Origin of the sequence: Pseudofrankia sp. EUN1h, from assembly GCF_001854645.1 — a bacterium.
Classification (GTDB): domain Bacteria; phylum Actinomycetota; class Actinomycetes; order Frankiales; family Frankiaceae; genus Pseudofrankia; species Pseudofrankia saprophytica.
This window is the reverse complement of sequence record NZ_MBLN01000063.1, coordinates 100,130-119,937: the sequence shown is the minus strand read 5'-3', so window position 1 is coordinate 119,937 and position 19,808 is coordinate 100,130. Positions and strand designations below refer to the sequence as shown.

Here is a 19,808-nt window from a genome sequence, read left to right as displayed (position 1 = left end):
GTCAAGAGGAGGGTTCCATGACCGGGTATCCGCCGGACCCAGCGTTGCTCGGCCTTCGGGAGTCGCACACCTTCGACCGGGAGACGATCGCCGGCATTCAGCGCGCCGCGGCGACCGGCATCTACGACATCCGCGGCGGGGGCGCCAAGCGCCGGCTGCCGCACTTCGACGACCTGCTCTTCCTGGGGGCGTCGATGTCGCGCTACCCGCTGGAGGGCTACCGCGAGCGGTGCGACACCGACGTCGTGCTCGGCGACCGCAACGCGAAGTACCCGCTGCGCCTGGCGATCCCGGTGACGATCGCCGGGATGAGCTTCGGGGCGCTGTCCGCGCAGGCCAAGGAGGCGCTGGGCCGCGGCGCCAGCGAGGTCGGCACCTCCACCACCACCGGCGACGGCGGGATGACGCCCGAGGAGCGCGGCCAGTCCAAGCACCTCGTCTACCAGTACCTGCCGAGCCGCTACGGCATGAACCCGACCGACCTGCGCAAGGCCGACGCGATCGAGGTCGTGCTCGGCCAGGGCGCCAAGCCCGGCGGCGGCGGCATGCTGCTCGGGCAGAAGATCTCCGACCGGGTCGCGGCGATGCGCACGCTGCCGGCCGGGATCGACCAGCGCTCCGCCTGCCGGCACCCCGACTGGACCGGCCCCGACGACCTCGCCATCAAGATCCTGGAGCTGCGCGAGATCACCGACTGGGAGAAGCCGATCTACGTCAAGATCGGCGCGTCCCGGACGTACTACGACGTGAAGCTCGCGGTGGCGTCCGGCGCGGACGTCGTCGTCGTGGACGGCATGCAGGGCGGCACCGCGGCCACCCAGGACGTGTTCATCGAGCACGTCGGCATCCCCACGCTCGCCGCGATCCCGCAGGCGGTGYAGGCGCTGCGCGAGCTCGGCCTGCACCGCAAGGTCCAGCTCATCGTGTCCGGCGGCATCCGCACCGGCGCCGACGTCGCCAAGGCGATGGCGCTCGGCGCGGACGCGGTCGCGATCGGCACCGCGGCCCTCATCGCGCTGGGTGACAACGACCCGCGCCACGCCGACGAGTACGCGGCGCTCGGTTCGGCGGCGGGCTTCTACGACGACTACCAGGATGGCCGCGACCCGGCCGGCATCACCACGCAGGACCCGGAGCTGGCCGGCCGGCTCGACCCGGCCGAGGGCGGCCGCCGGCTCGCCAACTACCTGCGGGTGCTGACGATGGAGGCGCAGACGATCGCGCGCGCGTGCGGCAAGTCGCACGTGCGCAACCTGGAGCCCGAGGACCTCGTGGCGCTCACGATCGAGGCCGCCGCGATGGCACGCGTCCCCTTGGCCGGCACGGACTGGATCCCCGGGCGCGGCGGATCGTTGTGAGCACCACCGGCGCCCCGACAGCCGGGCGGGGACGATGAGCGACGGCGAGGATCTCGACGCGCCCGGCTTCCCGCACACCGGGCCGGCGGTGCGCGAGGCCGGCGGCCCGTCGCCCCAGGAGGGGCGGCTCGAGCGGGTCATCGCGGCCCAGGTGCGGCGGATGCGGCAGGCCGCCGGGCTCACCCTCGCGGAGCTGGCAGCGCGCAGCGGCATCTCGAAGCCGATGCTCTCGAAGATCGAGAACGCGAACACCAGCTGCAGCCTGACGACGCTCGCCCGGCTCGCCGACGCGCTCGACGTGCCGGTCACGTCGCTGTTCCGCGGCGCCGACGACCAACGGGAGGCCGTCTTCACCCCGGCGGGCGCCGGTGCACGCATCGTGGCCCGCGGCACCCGGGTCGGCCACGACTACACCCTGCTTGGCGGCCTGCGCGGCCCTCACAAGCGGATGGAGGCCCACCTGGTCACGCTGACCGAGCGCAGCGAGACCTTCCCGCTCTTCCAGCACCCGGGCACCGAGCTGCTCTACATGCTCGAAGGCGAGATGGTCTACGGCCACGGCGAGGCCAGCTACACCCTGCGCCCGGGCGACGCGCTCCAGCTCGACGGCGAGGGGACCCACGGCCCGCAGGACCTGGTCACCCTCCCGATCCGCTTCCTCTCGGTCGTCGCCTACGGCGCGGGCGCCGACGAGACCCAGGGGTGAGAGCCGGGGTCAGACCTAGGGACGATGCGCCTGGGCCCCGTGCGGCGTGATCCGCGCGACGGCGCGGACCGGGGCGCCGTCCGAGCCGGCGAGCGCCAGCGGGAACAGGAACATCTCGATCGCGTGGCCGGCGTCGCGCGCCGCGATCAGCCGCTGCGCGCCGGTGAGGTTCTCGGCGATGACGGTACCCGCGCGGCACAGGATCTGATGGGCCGGCAGGGTGAACTCCTCGTCCGGCCCGGTCGTGCGGTCGACGCTCGCGGCGTCGACCGCGACGGTCCGCGCGCCGGCGTCGACGAGGGCCCGCGCCGCGTCGGCCCCGAGGTACGGATGCCGCAGGTACTCGTCCGTCCCCCAACGCGTCGACCAGCCGGTCACGATCACCACGATGGCGCCGTCGGCCAGCGACCCGGGCACGGCCTCCAGGCCGATCTCGGCGTCCGGTCCGTACCGCCGCGCGTCGACGAGGACCCCCGGTCCGGTGAACCGCTCGAGCGGGATCTCGTCGAGCCGGGGGAGCGAGTCGTCGATGTGGTACGGCGCGTCGACGTGGGTCCCGGTCTGCGATCCCAGGTGGATCCGGCGCACGTTGACGCCCGAGCCGGCGACTGTCAGCGCCGCCGCGACCTGGACCTCGGGATCCCCCGGATAGACCGGCATTCCCGCCGTGATCGGCACCGTCAGGTCGATCAGCTCCATACCCACGGTGTTCGGCACATTGCTAGCTTGACAGCAACCCAGGCGCGCCGCCGACGGGCAGATGCCGCGTGGGCGCCCTCGGCGCGGCGCCGGTCCTTCAGAGGAACGCCAGGCGGTAGGCCACGTACAGCATGGTCAGGCCGATGACGAGGTCCAGGGCGCGCCAGGTCGTGGGGCTGGCCAGGGCGCCGGACGCGAGACGCGCGCCGTAGCCGAGGCCGGTGAACCACAGGCAGCTCGCGAGGCCGGCGCCGGCCGCGAAGCACCATCGCCCGGTCGTCCCCTCGTTGCCGCCGACGGTGCCGAGGACGAGCACGGTGTCCAGGTAGACGTGCGGGTTCAGCCAGGTGAAGGCGGCCGTGCGTGCCGCGACCGCGGCCCGTGCCGAGTCGGTGCCGCGGTCCGTGGCGGAGCCGCCGTCGACGCGCAGTGACGACGGCGCGTGCCAGGCACGGCGCAGCGACCCGGCGGCGAACCAGAGCAGGAAGACGACGCCCAGCCAGCGGACAGCCGCCAGTGCCGGCGCGGTTCGGGTCAGCAGGCCGCCGACCCCGCCGACGCCGGCGACGATCAGCGCCAGGTCCGAACCCGCGCAGATCGCGACGACGGTGCCGACCCACTGGCGGGCGAGCCCCTGGCGCAGGACGAAGGCGTTCTGCGCGCCGATGGCGACGATCAGTGAGAACCCGGTCAGCAGACCGGCTACGGCGGAGGCGAGCACGGCCGCCACGCTAGGTTCGTCCCCTGCTGAAGGCCAACGAAAGTTTCTTCAGATTCATTAGTATCGCTTCATGGAGCTGGAGCTGCCGCCGGCGCAGCTGGCGACTCTCGTCGCGATCGTCGAACTCGGCAGCTTCGACGCCGCCGCCCGCCACCTGCACCTGTCGCCGAGCGCGGTCAGCCAGCGGATCCGTGCGCTCGAGTCGGCCGCCGGCCAGGTCCTCGTCCGCCGCTCGGCGCCGTGCCGGCCCACCTCCGCCGGCGAGGCGCTGCTGCGGTTCGCGCGTCAGACCAGGCTGCTGCAGGCCGAGGCGCTCGAGGCGCTGGTCGGCCGCTCGTCGGCCAGGGCCGAGGTGTCGGTGGCGGTCAACGCGGACTCGCTCGCCACCTGGTTCGCGGACGTCGTCGCCGCGGCCTCGCACTGGGACGACGTCGTGCTTCGACTGCACGTCGAGGACCAGGCGTTCTCCGCCGACCTGCTCCGCGGCGGCGAGGCCCTGGCCGCCGTGACCAGCGACCCGGTCGCCGTCCAGGGCTGCTGGGCGGAGCCGCTTGGCACGCTGCGCTACCACCCGGCGGCCACCCCCGGCCTCGCCGGTCGCTGGCGGCTCGCCGCCGCCGGCTACCAGTGGGATCGGATGCCGCTCGTCGTCTTCAACGAGAAGGACGACCTCCAGCACCAGCTCCTGCGCGAGCTGGGCGTCACCGGCGCCCCGGCGGCGCACCGGGTGCCCACGACGGCGGACTTCCACACCGCGGTCCGCCTCGGCCTCGGCTGGGGCATGCTGCCCGAGGCGCAGCTGGCGGAAGACCTCGCCGCCGGCCGGCTGGTCGTCCTGACCGACGCCCACCTCGACGTCGCGCTGCACTGGCAGCGCTGGCGCCTCGACTCCCCGCTGCTCGACCGGCTGAGCACCGCGGTCCGGGCCGCCGCGGCCCGCCACCTGCGCCGCGACGGGCCAGGTTCGGCCCGGTCTTAGACTGCGCGCGAGGATTCCCCATCCGAATCGGCCGTTGCCGCCGACGGACGGGGCACGCCGTGGGTCAACGTCGACCGGGCGTCGGCGACCGATTCCGCGTGCCTTCCGAGTGGGAGCGAGAACCATGAGCACACCCGAATACGCGCTGACCGAGCTGGCCAGGGAGAGCCGGCTGGGCGGGGCTGGGACCGAGGCGACCGACCGGGAGATCCGGCGGATCTCGCTGCGGGACTTCGACGCCCGGCGGGACGAGATCACCGGCGAGCTGTGGGCGGCGGCGGCCGACATCGGGTTCTTCCAACTCGTCGACCACGGGATCGACTCCGAGGAGGTCGACACGGCGTTCGCCGCGACGGAGGCGTTCTTCGCGCTGCCGGACGCGGTGAAGGGTCGGTTCCCGCTGAAGAAGGGACAGAACGCCGGCTGGGAGAAGATGACCCAGGTCCKGCCGTCCACCCGGACGGCAGACCAGAAGGAGTCGTTTCAGGTCACCCGGCCGCGGATGGACGGACTTTGGCCCAGTGAGGACGAGCTCGCCGGGTTCCAGGCCACCATGCTCGGGTTCGAGCGCCGCTGCTGGGAGCTGGCGATGCGGGTGCTCGGCTGCTTCGCCGATCGCCTCGGCCTCCCGCGCGACTTCTTCACCGCCGCCCACGACCCGGCGCGCCCGACCTACCAGAGCACGCTGCGGCTGCTGCACTACTTCCCGGTGCCGCCGGCGGTCCGTGACACACCCGGGATCTGGCGCGCCGGCGCGCACACAGACTTCGACTGCCTCACCCTGCTGTTCCAGCGGGAGGGGCAGGGCGGCCTGCAGGTCATGCCGGGCAAGGAGGCCGCCGACGAGCGGTGGACGTCGGTGCCGGCCACCGCGGACGCCGTCACGTGCAACATCGGCGACATGCTGATGCGCTGGAGCGACGACGCGCTGCCGTCGACGTTCCACCGCGTCCGGCTGCCCGGCGCGGGGGAGCGCGACGGCTCCCGCTACAGCCTGGCGTTCTTCGCCCAGGCCAACACCGACGCCGTGATCAGCAGTCCTTCAGGCCGCCACCCGGACATCACCGCCGGTGACTACCTTCTCCAGCGCATCCAGGCCAACTTCGCCAGCTGACGGCACGCCGGGCGACCGGGATCAGGTGGGGCGCAGCGCGACCAGGAGGTCCTGGTCGCCGAAGGCGTTCAGGCCCTGGGCGTCGAACGGGACCCGGCCCCAGAGGGCCAGCAGGACCTGGCCGGCCGGGCCGCGCAGGCCGGCGTCACCCTTGTGGTGGCCCTCGGTGACGTCGACGGTCCCGCCATTCAGGCTGATCATCCATTCGCCCGGCGTGTCCGTGAGATGGATGTGGGCGGTTCCGTCGCCGGGCTTGGACAGGCCGGCGGCGCGGGCGGCCGGCAGCAGGACGCGCAGTGCCTCGTCGATGCCGTCGGCGGCGAACGCCGGGTCGAACTCGCGGGTCTCGCCGATCGCGCCGGCCGCGTCCCAGGCGTGGATCTGCGTCTCGTGGGCCAGCCGGCGTCGCCAGAAGCCGGCGACCTTCGGCTCGAGGGTGAAGTTCCACGCCGGAGCCGCCGGGTCGAGATCCCGGAACGCGGCGAGCGTGCCGGCGACTCCACGCCGGAAGTACCCGGCGAGCGCGTCGTTCTCGGCCGGTGGCCGCTCGACGCGGGGCGGTGGGTCGACGACGCCGCGGGGAAGGTGCGTCACCGTCGAGTCCAGCAGCCRGCCGACGTGGCTCAGCAGCCGGCGGTTGTCCCAGCCGGGGCAGGACGGCACGGGCGCATCGAGGTCCTTGGTCGCGGCGGCGAGCAGCGCCTCCGCTTCCGCCTGGAACAGCGCTGGATAGTCCACGCCCGGAGTCTGCCGCTTTCCTGCCCGAAACGCACCCGGCCTCGCTACTGGGCAGGGGTCGCACCCGGCGGGGGGTTGTCGACGCCGAGGGTTGGGGTCCGGTCGGGACGGGGAGGGAGCACGACGCGACTGTCACGCACTGTGACTGAGCTGTCGCTTGTGTTGGCGGCTCGTCGCTGATCGCCGCGCCACAGACCTGCCGGATCGGTTCCGCCGATTTGGCAGGGACCCCCGGGCGCCGCGCCGACCCGACCGGAGGCCGAGGCCCGTGAACCAGCCCTGGCGGTACCAGCACCAAGGCCAGCACCAAGGCCAGCGTCGGGCCGAGCGTCGAGGGCCTCGTCGAGATCATCGGCGAGCCGGTCCCCGGGGGACCACCAGCGCCGCGGCGCCCGCCGGCTCGCGGCGGGCGCGGCTCACCAGCGCCCTGGCCCTGGCCTCGCTGTCCGTGGCCGGCCTGGTCGCCCCGGCGCCGGCCGCCGGCATGGCGGTGGCTCCGTCGCCGCAGGCCGGGACGGGCCGGCTGTCGGCCTGGACGGCGTGTGGCACGGGACTGGAATGCGCGACGCTGCCCGTCCCGCTGGACTACGCGCATCCCGGCAACGGGACGATCGATCTGGCGGTGATCCGCCGACCGGCGGGCGAACCGGCGCGGCGACTTGGATCCCTCGTCTACCTGGAAGGCGGCCCCGGGGTCTCCGGCGTCGACTCCATCCGGACGTACCCGGAGCTGTTCGACAAGGCGGTACGCGACCGGTTCGACATCGTCGGGTTCGACCAGCGGGGTGTCGGCGCGAGCGCGCCCGTCCGCTGCCTCACCGACCGGCAGAAGGCCAGCGAGCTGTCCGGCGGCGCCGTCGTTCCGCACCGGGCCGCCGGAGCCGGCGCGGGCGCGGGTGCCGGTGCGGGTGCCGGGGCCGGCGAGGAGATCGACGAGGACGTCGACCGGCTACCGGGCGGCTCTTCGGGCTCCTCCACGGCCGTCTCCCCGGACGTCGTCAGCCCGGCTCACGGCCCGTCCTCGTCGCCCGCCACGGCCGCGCCCGCCGGGCAGCCACCCGCCCGGGAGGGCGAGGTGCTGGCCGGCTTCGAGGACACCGCCGCGTCGGACCGGCTGGTCGCGCGGGGCTGCGAGCGCTGGAGCGCGACGCTGCTGCCGTACCTGTCGACCGAGTTCGCGGCCCGCGACCTCGACGTGCTGCGCGCCGCGCTCGGTGACGATCGGCTGACCGCCTACGGCGCCTCGTACGGCACGGAGCTGGGCGCCACCTACGCCCAGCTGTTCCCGACCCACATTCGCGCCATGGTCCTCGACGCGGTGGTCGACCCGAGGCTGTCCGCGAACAGTCCGTTCGCGGAGACCCGGTTGCAGGCCCTGGGCTTCGAGGCGGCCTTCAACGCCTTCCTCGCCAGCTGCGCGAGCGACCCGAACTGCGGCTTCGGCCACGGCGACCCCGGGGGCGCCTACGACCGGCTGATCGCCCGGCTCGCCAAGCACCCGATCTACGCACAGGGCAAGGACGCCGACAGGACCCGGCCGGTCGACGACTCGACCGCGATCACGGCCGTGCTCCAGCTGCTCTACAGCGAGGAGCAGTGGCCGATCCTCGCGGTCGCCCTGGAGCTGGCCGACGAGTTCAACGACGGCTCCGTGCTGCGGTCGCTGGCGGACCAGGGATCCGGACGGCGCCAGGACGGCACGTACGACAACTCCTTCGACGCGAACACCGCCATCAACTGCGCCGACCAGACCTATCCAGCCGACCTCGCCGTCTTCCGGCGGTTCGTGCGCGATCTCTCCCGGGAGGCCCCGCGCTTCGGATCGTCCCTGGCGCTCGGCGGCATGACGTGTGCCTTCTGGCCGGTCCCGTCCGCCGACCGTTACACCGGGCCGTTCCGGGCCGAGGGCTCGCCGCCGATCCTGCTGGTCGGCACCACCGGCGACCCGGCGACGCCGTACCCGGAGGCACGCTCGCTTGCCGGCCAGCTGGAGAACGCCGTCCTGCTGACGTGGCGCTCCTACACCCACGGCGCCTACGAGGGCCCCAGCACCTGCGTCCACAACGCCGTCAACCGCTACCTGATCGACCTGGTCACGCCCAAGCCCGGCACCGTCTGCTCCTGACCGCCGGACAGCCCCTGACCGCTCCCGACTGCTCCGACCGCTCCTGACCGCGTCGGTCCGGTGCCCCCGCCGGGCGTGGAAAGCTCGCCAGGGGCGGGCGGCTAGACTTCAGGCCAAGTCGTGACTGGCGTGCTGGGGTGGAATCAACCACCGGGGAGCGACCGATYGGCACGGCACCGTGCGCCTGGGTGTCACCGGCGGACAGCGCCTGCCCACAGTGCRCATCGTCCGTCGGCGGCCCATGCGGACGACCTACCGGCGACGTGTGGACGCGGACGGGCCGGGCAGCCACATCCCTGGAGGTCTCCCATGCACGAGCCAGCCATCAAACACCTCGTCAGCGCCGATCCGGAGATCGCTGACCTGGTCGAGTCCGAGGCACGGCGGCAGTACGAGAAGATCCGCCTGATCGCGTCGGAGAACTACGTCTCCACCGCCGTTCTCGAGGCGGCGGGCACGATCCTGACGAACAAGTACTCCGAGGGCTACGTCGGCAAGCGGTACTACGAGGGCCAGCAGTTCATCGACCCGATCGAGGCGCTGGCCATCGAGCGGGCCAAGTCGCTGTTCGGCGTCGAGCACGCCAATGTCCAGCCATACTCGGGCTCGCCGGCCAACCTCGCCATCTACCTGGCGTTCCTGCAGCCGGGCGACACCGTGATGGGCATGGCGCTGCCGATGGGTGGCCACCTCACCCACGGCTGGTCGGTCTCCGCGACCGGCAAGTGGTTCCGCTCGGTGCGTTACAACGTCCGCCAGGACACCGGCCGGGTCGACATGGACGAGGTCCGCCAGCTCGCGCTCGCCGAGCGCCCGAAGGTCATCTTCGCCGGTGGCACCGCGATCCCGCGCACGATCGACTTCCCGGCGTTCGCCGAGATCGCCCGCGAGGTCGACGCGGTCCTGGCCGCCGACATCGCGCACATCGCGGGCCTGATCGCCGGTGGCGCGCATCCGTCGCCGGTGGGCTACGCACCGGTCATCTCGACCACGACCCACAAGACGCTGCGCGGCCCGCGCGGCGCGATGCTGATGACCGACGCGGCCCACGCCTCGGCGATCGACAAGGCCGTCTTCCCCGGCCTGCAGGGCGGCCCGCACAACCACACCACCGCGGCGATCGCCGTCGCGCTGCGCGAGGCGGCGACGGCCGACTTCCAGACGTATGCCCACCAGATCGTCGCGAACGCGGCGGCGCTGGCCGAGGCGCTCACCGAGCGCGGCTTCGACCTGGTTTCCGGCGGCACCGACAACCACCTGATCCTCGTCGACCTCACCAGCAAGGGCATCGGCGGCAAGCCGGCCGCGAAGGCGCTCGACCGGGCCGGCATCGAGCTGAACTACAACACCGTCCCGTACGACACCCGCAAGCCGTTCGACCCGTCCGGGCTGCGCCTCGGCACCGCCGCGGTCACCACCCGCGGCATGGGCCCCGGGCAGATGCGCCAGATCGCCGCCTGGATCGACCAGGCCGTCAAGGCCGCCGCGGACGACGACGAGGCGGTCCTCGCCCAGATCGCCGGCGAGGTCCGCGACCTCACCGCCGGCTACCCCATGCCGGGCTGGGCGTAACCGCTCGCCAAGCAACGACGTATCCGGCCGCCAGGCGTCTCGCCTGGCGGCCGGCCGCCGTTCGTCTGCTGGCATCGAGCAGGCCTAATCCCGGATGACGGCCTTGGTGCGCATCAGGAACTCGCCGAGGTAGCCGTCGTGCGGAACGTTCGGGCGCATCCAGTACGTCGGGTGGTCGCCGAGGTAGACGTTGCTGATCGACGGGTCGTCGACCAGCCGGTCCACCAGCCCGGCGTCCTCGGTGATCGCCGTGAGCACCAGTGTGTCGCGCAGCGGCCCGGCGCCGTCCTTCGCCGACCACGGCGCCACCCAGACGCACGGGAAGCCCAGCTCGATGCCGGTCTGCGGCGCGTCGGCGCGGTCCACCTGGAAGACGGCCGGGCGCAGCACGGCGCCGCCGCCGGGCAGCGGGTCGACGATCCCGTCGCCGCCGAGGCGCCCAGTGGCGTCACCGGCGTGGTCGAGCAGGTACTTCTCCACCGCGCGKGCCGTCTCGATCGGCTGGGTGGGCAGCACCGCTGCCTCGTCCTGCGGCGGCAGGCTCGGGAGCGCGGCCAGCCGCTCGGCCAGCGCCTTCGCGAGCGGGGTCGGGTCGCCCTCGACGTAGACCGCGGTCGTGTTCACGCACGCGGTGCCGCCCTCGTCGGCCACCGAGTCGACGATCATGTCCAGGTGTGGCCGCCAGTCCCCGCCGGAGACGAGGATCTTCGACCGGCCCGGCCCCTGTGGCAGCACCGTGCCGTCATGGGCGTACTTGCGGACCACCTCGTCGCCGCCGTAGGCCATCGACAGGTCCGCCGCCCGCAGGATGTCGTCGGCGACGGTGTGGTCGGTCGGCAGCAGCACCACCTGGTCGGCGCCGAAGCCGGCGTCGCGCAGCGCGGTGATCAGTCGGTACGGGGTCAGCGGCTCGCGGCGCGACGGCCGGACGGCGACCCGGTAGCCGAGCGCCAGCGCCTCCGGCCACAGCGAGTGCACTCCCGGGTGGTTGCCGGCCGCGTGGACCGCGAACACCTCGGCGCGCCGGGTCCACACAGCGCTTCCCTCGCGGGTCGCCGGGTCCCGCCAGCTCTCGACGGCGGCCGTCGGGCGGGCGCACCCGACATCCGAGCCGGCGCCGGCGAGGCTGCGCGCGATTCCCTTCACGGCCGAGCGCACCACGGAGATCGGCATCCCGGACATCCGGCTGACCAGGTGCGTGTACTCGTCGGTCGGGATCTCGGCGGGCGCGCCGTGCTCGAACGCCTCGGCGGCTCGGGCCAGCGCCGCGAGCCGCTCCTGCGCCGGCAAGGTCTGCGCCCCCCGCAGCGCGGCCATGGCGCGGTGCACGAAGAGGCGGGGGACCAGGCTCAGCTCGGCCATCGGCGTCCCCGTCACGTCGTTGATCGTCAGCCGTTCCCGCGACCGGAACGGCCCGCCCGGTCCGAGCGCGTCCAGCTGCAGCAGGTCGGTGCTGACCGGACTGGTCATCAGTACACCCCCTCGACCACCGTCTCCCCGCCGAACACGTGGACCGGAGTGACGTCGGCGACCGAGTCGCCCGCCTGTCCGGACCCCGGCGGGGGCTCGACGCGGGTGGCGAGGTCGCGTTCCAGGTTGTTCGGCAGCAGCGCCGAGCGGCTCACGTGGTTCATCACGACCTGCCCCCTGGCGCCGTACTCGACCGGCCGCAGCGTTTCCGGGTCGACCACCGAGAAGGTGACGTAGGGGGACGGCGGGTCGAACACGCACGGGTCGTCCGCCGTGAGCCCATGCCGCTCGACCGCCGCGCCGAGGACCATCGTGCTGCCGTAGCGGCCGTAGAGCGTGGCGTCGGGGAAGACCTCGGTCATGTACAGGGCGCGGGTGTCGGCGTCCATGTGGGCGCCCCCCCACTCGATCATCCTGACCTTCGCCTGGACGAGCTCGACGAGGTCGTCGCGGCGGGCGAGGCGCTCCAGCAGCGGCGGCGTGATGACCATGACGCGGATGTCCTGCGTGGTCAGCACGTGCCGGACCTGGTCGATGAGGTAGTCGGCGTACCGGTCGGCCTCGTCGGCGTGGCCCTCGGCGATGACGCGCTTCACCCATCGCGGGTCGAGGTCGATCGTGAACCGGAGCCGGCCGGACCGGCGCACGAACCGCTCGATGAAGGCACCGAACATGTGCGGCCCGCTCGGCGTGACCGCGAGCCAGTCGACGCCGCTGGGGCAGCGCCGGGCGGCCAGGTCGGCGACGCTGTAACCCATCAGCCAGTCCAGCCAGTCCTCCAGGAAGACGACCCGCTTGGGCGGGCCGGTCGTCCCGCCGCTCTCGTACACCCCGCCGATCCCGGGGTCTGGTCCGTAGCCGCGGGGGACGAGGTCGAAGGCCGGCACCTCGCGCAGCAGGTCCACCAGGTTGGGGAACTTCGCCAGGTCCGCGACGGTGTGGACGTCGCGGCGTGGGTCGAAGTCGAGGTCATCGGCCGCCCGCAGCCAGAACGGCGAGCCGGTGGTCGGGCCGAAATGCCAGCGCATCGCGGCCTCGATGAACTCGGTCTCCGGTACGGCCTCACCCGGTGGGAGGTCGAGCACCGGCTCGGGTAGGTGCAGGTCCAGCTCGGTGAGTGGAGTCATCCCCGTCATCCCCCGCCTTCCAGCGTCGTCTCGGTGTCCTGTCCGGTTGGATGTCCTGTCTGATCGGATGTCCTGTCGGGTTGGGTGCCTGGTCTGGCCGGTTCCATGCCGAGGTCCCCGCGGGGATGAAGCGTGAGTCGGTCGGCGGCTCCGCGGCGAGCGGCACTTCCACGGCGAGCAGGGCGACGTCGTCGCTCAGGGCCGAGCCGGTCCACGCGCGGACCGCCGCGGCGAGATCCGAGAGGGCTTCCTCGAGGGTGCCCGCGCGGCCGAAGGCAYGCTCGGTGGCGGGGAGCAGCGGGAAGAAGGCACGGGTGCGTCGTTCCCGGGCCTCGGCGATCCCGTCGGTATAGAACAGCAGGCGATCGCCCGGCTCCAGCCGCACGGTGACCACGCCCGCGTCGGCCCCTGCGGCCCCCGCGCCGAGGCCCAGCGGCGGCTGGCGGTCGAGCGGGGCGAGCAGCCGCACCCGGCCGCGCCGCCACAGCAGCGGGTCGGGATGGCCGGCGTTGGCCAGGGTGAGCCGGCGCCCGTCGAGCTCGGCGACGATGCCGGTGACGAAGTCGTCGAGCCCGCCGACGCTGGCCACCTCGGCGTCGAGGTCGGGCAGGACCTCGCGGATGTGCTGGCGGCCGCGGGCGACCACGCGGAAGCAGCCGAGCACCCGGCTGGCCAGCCGCACCGCCTCGAGCCCCTTGCCGCGAGCGTCACCCACCAGCAGCCGCGTGCCCCACGGGCTGTCGACCAGGTCGTAGAGGTCGCCGCCCACCCTCGCCTCGGCGGCGGCGCTCTCGTAGCGGACCGCGAGCCGCAGGCCCTCCCGGGACGTCGGCGGCACCTCGGTGAGGATCGCCTGCTGCGCGGCCTCCGCGACCCGCCTGACGTTGGCCAGCTTGGTCTCTCGCCCGGTGTTGTACCGGCTGGCCAGGACCGCCAGCACGCCGCCGAGCGCGACCCCACCGAGCCGGACGATCTGTGCCGTCCAGCCGCCCGCCGCGGCCGTGTCGAGGTCGTCGTACCAACCGAGCCCGAACTCGGTGACGACCGCGGCGACCGCGTACGCGGCGGTCAGTCCCGGGCCCGCGAGCGTCGCGGCGGCCATGGGACTGATCACCACGAGCTCGCGGATCGTCCACGTCCGATTGCTGATCTCCAGCAGGATCACCGCGAGCAGGGTGAGCGCCGGGAGCACCACCGCCCACAGGGTGCGCCGCGACCAGGCCGCCTGGAGCCGGCCCATGGCCGCGCGCCGAGGCCGCTTCGACCCGCCCGGCCGTCCCCCGTGAGCGGGGCGCGCCCGGCGCATCGTGGCAGCTGCGAGCGGGTCCGGCGGATATGAGGGCCGCGGGTGGCCACTGGTCCTCGCCTGCGGCCGCCCATCCGGTCCACGGGGGGCCGCGTGGGTCCTTGCGGGCATACGTCGGCCCGTACCCGGCAGCCAACCCCCACAACCTGCGCCGGCGGCCGGCCGGCGTCCGCAGGCGGCGTCTCGGTCGGCCGTGCGCGAACGTCGCAAGTCCCGAATGCGCGGGAGAGGACGATGGTCCCGGCAGAGAGAGTTACCCGGCCGGCGCCAGCGGTCGAGGAGCGCGAGGGGGTCGCATGCCGGGTAGGCGCCGTTCCGTCAGACGCGGGCCGGAGCGGGACGAGTCCGGCCTGCCGAGCGGCCTGACCGGGCCGGTCGACATCCCCGATCCGCCACCGGATCCGCCGAAGCCGTGGCGTGAACGGCTACGGGACGCCGGCCGTGGCACCAAGGCGACCGTGGTCGGGCTTCCCCGGGTGCTGCGGCTGTGCTGGCGGGCGAGCGCGTCGGCGACGGTGATGCTCGCGCTGCTGACCGTCGTGGTCGGGCTGTTCCCCGCGCTGACCGCCTCGACGGCGCGACTGCTCGTCGACGCGGTGGTCCGGGCGGTGCAGATCCGGGCGGGCCATCAGCCCGACCAGTCGGTCCTGGCACTGCCGGTGCCCGGCAGCCCGCGGGTGGCCACGCTGACCAGCACCCAGGTCGTCTTCTGGCTCGCTCTGATCCAGTTCGCGGTGTCCATCCTCAGCCAGCTGCTGTCGGCCGCGCGGTCCATCGTCCAACGCATCCTGTCCGACCGGCTGTCGCTCACCGTGCAGACGATGGTGGTCGAGAAGGCCAGCCAGCTCGAGCTGAGCTTCTTCGAGCAGTCCGAGTCGTACGACCTGTTGCAGCGGGCCTCTCAGCAGGGCACCCGGCCGTTCGACACGCTCACCACGTTCTTCGGGCTGCTGCAGACGGTGGTGACGTTCGTCAGCATGATCGGCCTGCTCGTCAGCCTTAACCCACTACTCGGGGTCATCGTGCTGGTGGCGCCGATTCCCGCCTTCGTCATCGACACCCGCTACGGCCGGTGGACTTACATGCGAAGCAGGTGGACGTCGCCGGTGAACCGGCGGATCAACTACCTGCAGCGGGTGCTGACCACGGACACCGACGCCAAGGAAATCAGGATCTTCAACCTGGGCCCCTACCTCGTCGAGCGATTCCGGCTGCTGTCGGCCAACTACAACCAACGACTGCGTGAGCTGGCCATCCGCCGTCAGCTCGCCGAACTGGGCTGGAGCCTGCTCGCCGAGCTCGCCCGCTCGGGCAGCTACCTCTACGTCGCGCTCCAGGCCGCCGCCGGGCGGCTCACGCTCGGCGACCTGACTCTCTACGGAACCGCCGCCTCCAGCGTGCAGGGCAACGTGTCGAGCATGTTGGGCTCGCTCACCCAGATGTACGAGAACAACCTGTACGTCGACGACCTGTACCGGCTGCTGGCCACGCCGACCGAGGCGGAGCGGCAGGCCGCGCACCAGGCGGCCCGGCTGGCGGCCGCGTCGCCCGGGGTGGCATCGGAGGCGGTGGTGATCCAGGCGGCCGCGATCGAGGCGGCGGCGATCGAGGCGGCGCCGGTCGACGCCCCGGCCACCGTGCCGGCGCCGCGGGCCGCACCCGCACCCGAACCGGCACCCGCGCCCGCGCCGCTGCCGGCACCGGTGCCGCTGCCGACGCCGCTGCGCGGGCACGTCGTCTTCGAGGGTGTCTCGTTCCGCTACCCGGGCACCGAGGTGGTGGCGCTGAACGACGTCAGCTTCGAGGTCGGCGCCGGGGAGACGATCGCGATCGTCGGCCGCAACGGCGCCGGGAAGTCGACGCTGATCAAACTGCTGTGCCGGCTCTACACACCCGACGGCGGCCGGATCCTCGTCGACGGCGTCGACATCGCCGACGTGGACGCGGACGCGCTGCGTGCCCAGATCGGCGCGGTCTTCCAGGACCACGTCTCCTTCCAGGCCAGCGCCGCGGAGAACATCGGCCTGGGCGAGCTCGCCGCGCTTTCCGATCGGCCGCGCGTCGAACAGGCCGGCCTGGACGGCGGCGCGGACGGCTTCATCCGTGCCCTGCCGCACGGATACGACACGTCGCTCGGCCGCTGGTTCGGCAACGGGGTGAACCTCTCCGGCGGCGAATGGCAGAAGGTCGCCCTCGCCCGCGGCTTCATGCGCGACGCCCGGATCCTCGTCCTCGATGAGCCGAGCGCCGCCCTCGACGCCCGCGCGGAGCACGACCTGTTCACCCGGCTGCGCGCCCTGGCGACCGGCCGCACCGCCTTCTACATCTCGCACCGCTTCTCCACGGTGCGGCAGGCGGACCGGATCATCTTCCTGGAGGACGGCGGCATCACCGAGTCCGGCACCCACCGCGAGCTGATGGCCGTCGGTGGCCAGTACGCCGAGCTCTTCACCCTCCAGGCCGCCGCCTACATCGACGACCCGGCCACGTCGCCTACATCGCCCGCATACCCCGCCCCCGCCGCGGCAGATGGCGGGCGCAGGACAGGGCCACGGGACCGTGCGCCGGGCCAGTAAAGGGCCAACCTGCCATCAGACAGCCGCGTACCCGGACCGGAAACGGTCCTCGGACGGTCGTATCGGTGGACGGTCGCATCGGTCGCGAGGACACACGGGCGCTCCGCCGGGCGGTGCTCCCCGGCCCTGCGGCCGGGGAGCACCGCCCGGACTTCGATCGTCCTGGTCCTAGGTCGGACGCGACACCGCCCGTGGCGCGGCACGGGCGGTGGTCCCGTCATGCCGGTACTGGCTGACGCATCCCGGCGAGGATGTGGTCGATCTTGCGCCAGGTGTCAGGACCACATACCCCGTCATCGTCGATGGGCCCGAACCAGGGCGACGCGAACCGCTGCAGCGACGCCACCCGTGACAACGTCAGCGTCCCGTAGGCGCCGTCGGCGGCGAGCCCGGGAAGATGACCAGCGCTGATCTCGGCACTGAACACGGCGTTGAGGGCATTCTGCAGCGTCACGACCTCGGATCCGCGGGACCCCTCACGGAGCGTGGGCATATTCGCGAAGTGCGGGTGCTCGTCGGGCCTCGGCTGGGGTCCCTGCAGGCCCACCGCGACGGCGAGGATGTCGGGGCGCCGGTTGGCCCGAATGTTGCCGGGACACGAGTGGCCGCCCCACGGGCCGGCGCCCATCCGGTGCGTTCCGATGCCGTGGCCATTCGGCGAGTCGGTGATCTGATCGGGCCAGCCGAACTCGTCCATGCCCCAGGCATAGAGCTCGCCCAGTAGCTTCACCTGGGTAGGCGTGTAATCCTCGCTGTCGAGCCCCTCACACTCGACGCTGATCCAGTGCGGATTTCCGGCGGCCTGTGCCCAGGCTTTCCTGTCGAGTGGCACGTACTGTTCGATTGTGCCGTTCTTCGAGATCCACAGATGCGCGCTGACCCTGCTTGCCGGGTTGTCGAACCAGTGGAACAGCGAGCCATGACCCACCTGCACGTGCGGGATGAGGCCCCTGGTCGGCTGGATCATCGTTCCGGAGAAGTTGCGTACGGGCCGGTACGTCGCGGGCGGGTAACGGGTGGCAGTCACTGCGGCGACCTCCAGAAGAACGCATGACAAACGTGGCGCGGCAAGCCGTGATGACCGGCCGCCAATGACGACTACTGACCAGGAAACGCGGCGGAAAAGGGCCAGAGAAGCCTCACCAGCCTGGCGGCCTGACTTGAAAGTCGGCCATCCAGTGAACAGGCCGTCGATGCTCAGGTGGTTGCGAAGGAGCATCGATGAACGGAGGTCCGGAGGACCGCCGGCGCCTCTCGGCAGCGTGTTTCGTGCAGCGAACAGCGCATCGGCGAGATTCCCCGGTCAGACCGCCTTAACCGCGTCGCCTGGCCACCGGGTGTCCGCGCCGCGTGCCGCGCCTCGGCCTCGACCGGGCGAGCCGTTCATGACAGCGCCCATGACATCACCGCCGCGGGGCCGCCGTCGTTGTGACGGCGGCCCTGCGGCTCTGGCCCCGGCTCCCGGCCCGGCGTCGGGCGCGGAGCGTCCGGCACGGGACGGCCTCAGTCGCGGTTGAGCTTGCGGTAGGTGACGCGGTGCGGGCGGGCGGCCTCCTGGCCGAGGCGCTCGAGCTTGTTGGCCTCGTAGTCGGCGAAGTTGCCCTCGAACCAGAACCACTTCGCGGGGTTCTCGTCGTCGCCCTCCCACGAGAGGATGTGGGTGGCGACCCGGTCGAGGAACCAGCGATCGTGGGAGATGACCACGGCACAGCCGGCGAACTCCAGCAGCGCGTCCTCCAGCGAGCGCAGCGTCTCGACGTCGAGGTCGTTCGTCGGCTCGTCGAGCAGCAGCACGTTGCCGCCGTGCTTGAGGGTGAGGGCCAGGTTCAGCCGGTTGCGCTCACCGCCGGAGAGCACGCCGACCGGCTTCTGCTGGTCGGGGCCCTTGAAACCGAACGAGGACACGTACGCCCGGCTCGGGAAGTCGACCTTGCCGACGATGATGTGGTCGAGCCCGTCGGAGACGACCTGCCAGACGTTCTTCTTCCCGTCGAGGCCGGACCGGCTCTGGTCGACGTAGGAGATGTCGACGGTGTCGCCGATCGTCAGCGCGCCCGAGTCGGGCTTCGCCTCGCCGGTGAGCATGGTGAACAGGGTGGTCTTGCCGACGCCGTTCGGGCCGATGATCCCGACGATGCCGCCGCGCGGCAGGCTGAACGACAGGTTGTCCATGAGCACCCGGTCGCCGAAGCCCTTGGTCAGGTTCTTCGCCTCGATCACCAGGCTGCCCAGCCGCGGGCCGGGCGGGATCTGGATGTCGTCGAAGTCGCGCGGCCTGGACTTGTCTGCCTCCGCCGCGAGCTCCTCGTAGCGGGACAGGCGGGCCTTGCTCTTGGCCTGCCGGGCCTTCGGGTTGGAGCGGACCCACTCCAGCTCCTGGGAGAGCATCCGGCGCCGCTTGGCGTCCTTCGCGCCCTCGACCTTGAGGCGGGCCGCCTTGTTCTCCAGGTACGTGCTGTAGTTGCCCTCGTAGGGATGTGCCCGGCCGCGGTCGAGCTCGAGGATCCAGCCGGCGACGTTGTCGAGGAAGTACCGGTCGTGGGTGACGGCCAGCACGGCGCCGTGATAGCGGGCCAGGTGCTGCTCGAGCCAGAGCACCGACTCGGCGTCCAGGTGGTTGGTCGGCTCGTCGAGCAGCAGCAGGTCGGGTGCCTCCAGCAGCAGGCGGCACAGCGCGACGCGGCGCCGCTCGCCACCGGAGAGCTTGGAGACGTCGGCGTCGCCGGGCGGCAGCCGCAGCGCGTCCATCGCCTGGTCGAGCTGGCTGTCGAGCTCCCAGGCGTTCGCGGCCTCGATCTTGTCGATCAGCTCGGCCTGCCGGGCGAGAAGCGTGTCGAAGTCCGCGTCCGGGTCGGCCATCTTCTCGTTGATGGCCTCGTAGTCCGCGAGCACCTTGCGGATCTCGGCCACGCCGTCCTCGACGTTGCCGCGGACGTCCTTGGTCTCGTCGAGCACCGGCTCCTGAGCCAGCATGCCGACGGTGTAGCCGGGAGAGAGCAGGGCGTCGCCGTTGCTCGGCTGGTCGAGCCCGGCCATCAGTTTGAGCAGGGACGACTTCCCCGCACCGTTGGGACCTACGACCCCGATCTTGGCGCCTGGCAGGAACGCCAGGGTCACGTCGTCGAGGACGACCTTGTCGCCGTGGGCCTTGCGCACCTTGCGCATCTGGAAGACGTACTGCGCCATGCGTCAACCCTATTGGTCCGTGCCGCGGTCCCGGCGACGCGGTGATCGGAGGGGAGGCCGCACGTGCCCGTTTGTCACCGGTTTCCCACCGTTTGGCCGACCCGCGCCGCGCCGTCCGGGCCGAGGCGCCT

General features: G+C 72.5%; 15 protein-coding genes and 1 riboswitch. Of the genes, 7 read left to right on the top strand and 8 right to left on the bottom strand.

The genetic code is table 11. The features are described from left to right. Positions 1 to 17 precede the first annotated feature (17 nt). Positions 18 to 1,358: an FMN-binding glutamate synthase family protein gene (locus tag BCD49_RS23290; RefSeq protein ID WP_071041900.1), complete on the top strand. Its 1,341-nt coding sequence runs from the start codon at positions 18 to 20 to the stop codon at positions 1,356 to 1,358. Between the two features lie 34 nt (positions 1,359 to 1,392). Next, complete coding sequence (locus tag BCD49_RS23285) at positions 1,393 to 2,064, top strand: helix-turn-helix domain-containing protein (protein WP_007517321.1); 672 nt, start codon at positions 1,393 to 1,395, stop codon at positions 2,062 to 2,064. A gap of 15 nt (positions 2,065 to 2,079) precedes the next feature. Here BCD49_RS23285 and BCD49_RS23280 read toward each other — a convergent pair whose 3' ends face one another. Together BCD49_RS23280 and BCD49_RS23275 are read right to left on the bottom strand one after the other, a co-directional pair. Then, positions 2,080 to 2,763 (bottom strand): cyclase family protein, encoded by a 684-nt coding sequence (locus BCD49_RS23280; protein ID WP_007517319.1) that lies wholly within the window; start codon positions 2,761 to 2,763, stop codon positions 2,080 to 2,082. Positions 2,764 to 2,860: 97 nt separating this feature from the next. After that, entirely contained in the window at positions 2,861 to 3,493 is a 633-nt protein-coding gene (locus tag BCD49_RS23275; RefSeq protein ID WP_007517317.1) for a LysE/ArgO family amino acid transporter, read from the bottom strand. 61 nt (positions 3,494 to 3,554) lie between these two features. Here BCD49_RS23275 and BCD49_RS23270 point away from each other — a divergent pair, with 61 nt between their 5' ends. Continuing rightward, on the top strand, positions 3,555 to 4,463 hold the full coding sequence (locus tag BCD49_RS23270) for a LysR family transcriptional regulator ArgP (protein ID WP_007517315.1): 909 nt from the start codon (positions 3,555 to 3,557) through the stop codon (positions 4,461 to 4,463). 124 nt (positions 4,464 to 4,587) lie between these two features. Then, complete coding sequence (locus tag BCD49_RS23265) at positions 4,588 to 5,577, top strand: isopenicillin N synthase family dioxygenase (RefSeq protein WP_071041899.1); 990 nt, start codon at positions 4,588 to 4,590, stop codon at positions 5,575 to 5,577. Between the two features lie 21 nt (positions 5,578 to 5,598). Here the strand turns inward: BCD49_RS23265 and BCD49_RS23260 are convergent, their stop codons facing one another. Continuing rightward, positions 5,599 to 6,315, bottom strand: a complete 717-nt coding sequence (locus BCD49_RS23260) for a maleylpyruvate isomerase family mycothiol-dependent enzyme (RefSeq protein WP_071041898.1) — start codon at positions 6,313 to 6,315, stop codon at positions 5,599 to 5,601. A 268-nt stretch (positions 6,316 to 6,583) separates the two neighbouring features. Between BCD49_RS23260 and BCD49_RS40965 the strand changes: the two genes are divergently transcribed. After that, the gene (locus BCD49_RS40965) at positions 6,584 to 8,440 is read left to right on the top strand and encodes an alpha/beta hydrolase (protein ID WP_007517310.1); all 1,857 of its coding nucleotides are present in this window, start codon (positions 6,584 to 6,586) and stop codon (positions 8,438 to 8,440) included. Between the two features lie 110 nt (positions 8,441 to 8,550). Then, a riboswitch (ZMP/ZTP riboswitch) is annotated at positions 8,551 to 8,637 on the top strand. A gap of 112 nt (positions 8,638 to 8,749) precedes the next feature. Further along, positions 8,750 to 10,012, top strand: a complete 1,263-nt coding sequence (glyA, locus tag BCD49_RS23250) for a serine hydroxymethyltransferase (RefSeq protein WP_007517309.1) — start codon at positions 8,750 to 8,752, stop codon at positions 10,010 to 10,012. Positions 10,013 to 10,096: 84 nt separating this feature from the next. Here the strand turns inward: glyA and BCD49_RS23245 are convergent, their stop codons facing one another. From BCD49_RS23245 to BCD49_RS23235, 3 genes are read right to left on the bottom strand one after another with little or no spacing between them, the layout of a single operon-like run. Further along, positions 10,097 to 11,482: an aldehyde dehydrogenase family protein gene (locus tag BCD49_RS23245; RefSeq protein WP_007517307.1), complete on the bottom strand. Its 1,386-nt coding sequence runs from the start codon at positions 11,480 to 11,482 to the stop codon at positions 10,097 to 10,099. After that, positions 11,482 to 12,609, bottom strand: coding sequence for an AMP-binding protein (locus BCD49_RS23240; RefSeq protein ID WP_035925375.1), 1,128 nt, complete (start codon positions 12,607 to 12,609; stop codon positions 11,482 to 11,484). The genes BCD49_RS23245 and BCD49_RS23240 overlap by 1 nt, the downstream gene beginning before the upstream one ends. Next, positions 12,545 to 13,849, bottom strand: coding sequence for a PP2C family protein-serine/threonine phosphatase (locus BCD49_RS23235; RefSeq protein WP_071041897.1), 1,305 nt, complete (start codon positions 13,847 to 13,849; stop codon positions 12,545 to 12,547). Before BCD49_RS23235 ends, BCD49_RS23240 begins: the two co-directional genes overlap by 65 nt. Before the next feature lie 362 nt (positions 13,850 to 14,211). On the opposite strand from BCD49_RS23235, the gene BCD49_RS23230 reads away from it, so the two are divergent. Beyond that, positions 14,212 to 16,491, top strand: coding sequence for an ABC transporter ATP-binding protein (locus BCD49_RS23230; protein ID WP_007517300.1), 2,280 nt, complete (start codon positions 14,212 to 14,214; stop codon positions 16,489 to 16,491). Positions 16,492 to 16,708: 217 nt separating this feature from the next. On the opposite strand, the gene BCD49_RS23225 is transcribed toward BCD49_RS23230, so the two are convergent. Together BCD49_RS23225 and ettA are read right to left on the bottom strand one after the other, a co-directional pair. Then, on the bottom strand, positions 16,709 to 17,518 hold the full coding sequence (locus tag BCD49_RS23225) for a peptidoglycan recognition protein family protein (protein WP_007517299.1): 810 nt from the start codon (positions 17,516 to 17,518) through the stop codon (positions 16,709 to 16,711). Between the two features lie 476 nt (positions 17,519 to 17,994). Continuing rightward, positions 17,995 to 19,677 carry an energy-dependent translational throttle protein EttA gene (gene ettA / locus BCD49_RS23220; protein WP_007517298.1) on the bottom strand — a complete coding sequence of 561 codons (1,683 nt, stop codon included), beginning with the start codon at positions 19,675 to 19,677 and terminating at the stop codon, positions 17,995 to 17,997. Positions 19,678 to 19,808 lie beyond the last annotated feature (131 nt).

Bases quoted from the DNA above. Each gene is read 5' to 3' on its own strand.
- BCD49_RS23280 (WP_007517319.1), bottom strand. From the start codon at position 2,763: ATGGAGCTGATCGACCTGACGGTGCCGATCACGGCGGGAATGCCGGTC.
- glyA (WP_007517309.1), top strand. From the start codon at position 8,750: ATGCACGAGCCAGCCATCAAACACCTCGTCAGCGCCGATCCGGAGATC.
- ettA (WP_007517298.1), bottom strand. From the start codon at position 19,677: ATGGCGCAGTACGTCTTCCAGATGCGCAAGGTGCGCAAGGCCCACGGC.
- BCD49_RS23230 (WP_007517300.1), top strand. From the start codon at position 14,212: ATGCCGGGTAGGCGCCGTTCCGTCAGACGCGGGCCGGAGCGGGACGAG.
- BCD49_RS23285 (WP_007517321.1), top strand. From the start codon at position 1,393: ATGAGCGACGGCGAGGATCTCGACGCGCCCGGCTTCCCGCACACCGGG.
- BCD49_RS23240 (WP_035925375.1), bottom strand. From the start codon at position 12,609: ATGACTCCACTCACCGAGCTGGACCTGCACCTACCCGAGCCGGTGCTC.
- BCD49_RS23270 (WP_007517315.1), top strand. From the start codon at position 3,555: ATGGAGCTGGAGCTGCCGCCGGCGCAGCTGGCGACTCTCGTCGCGATC.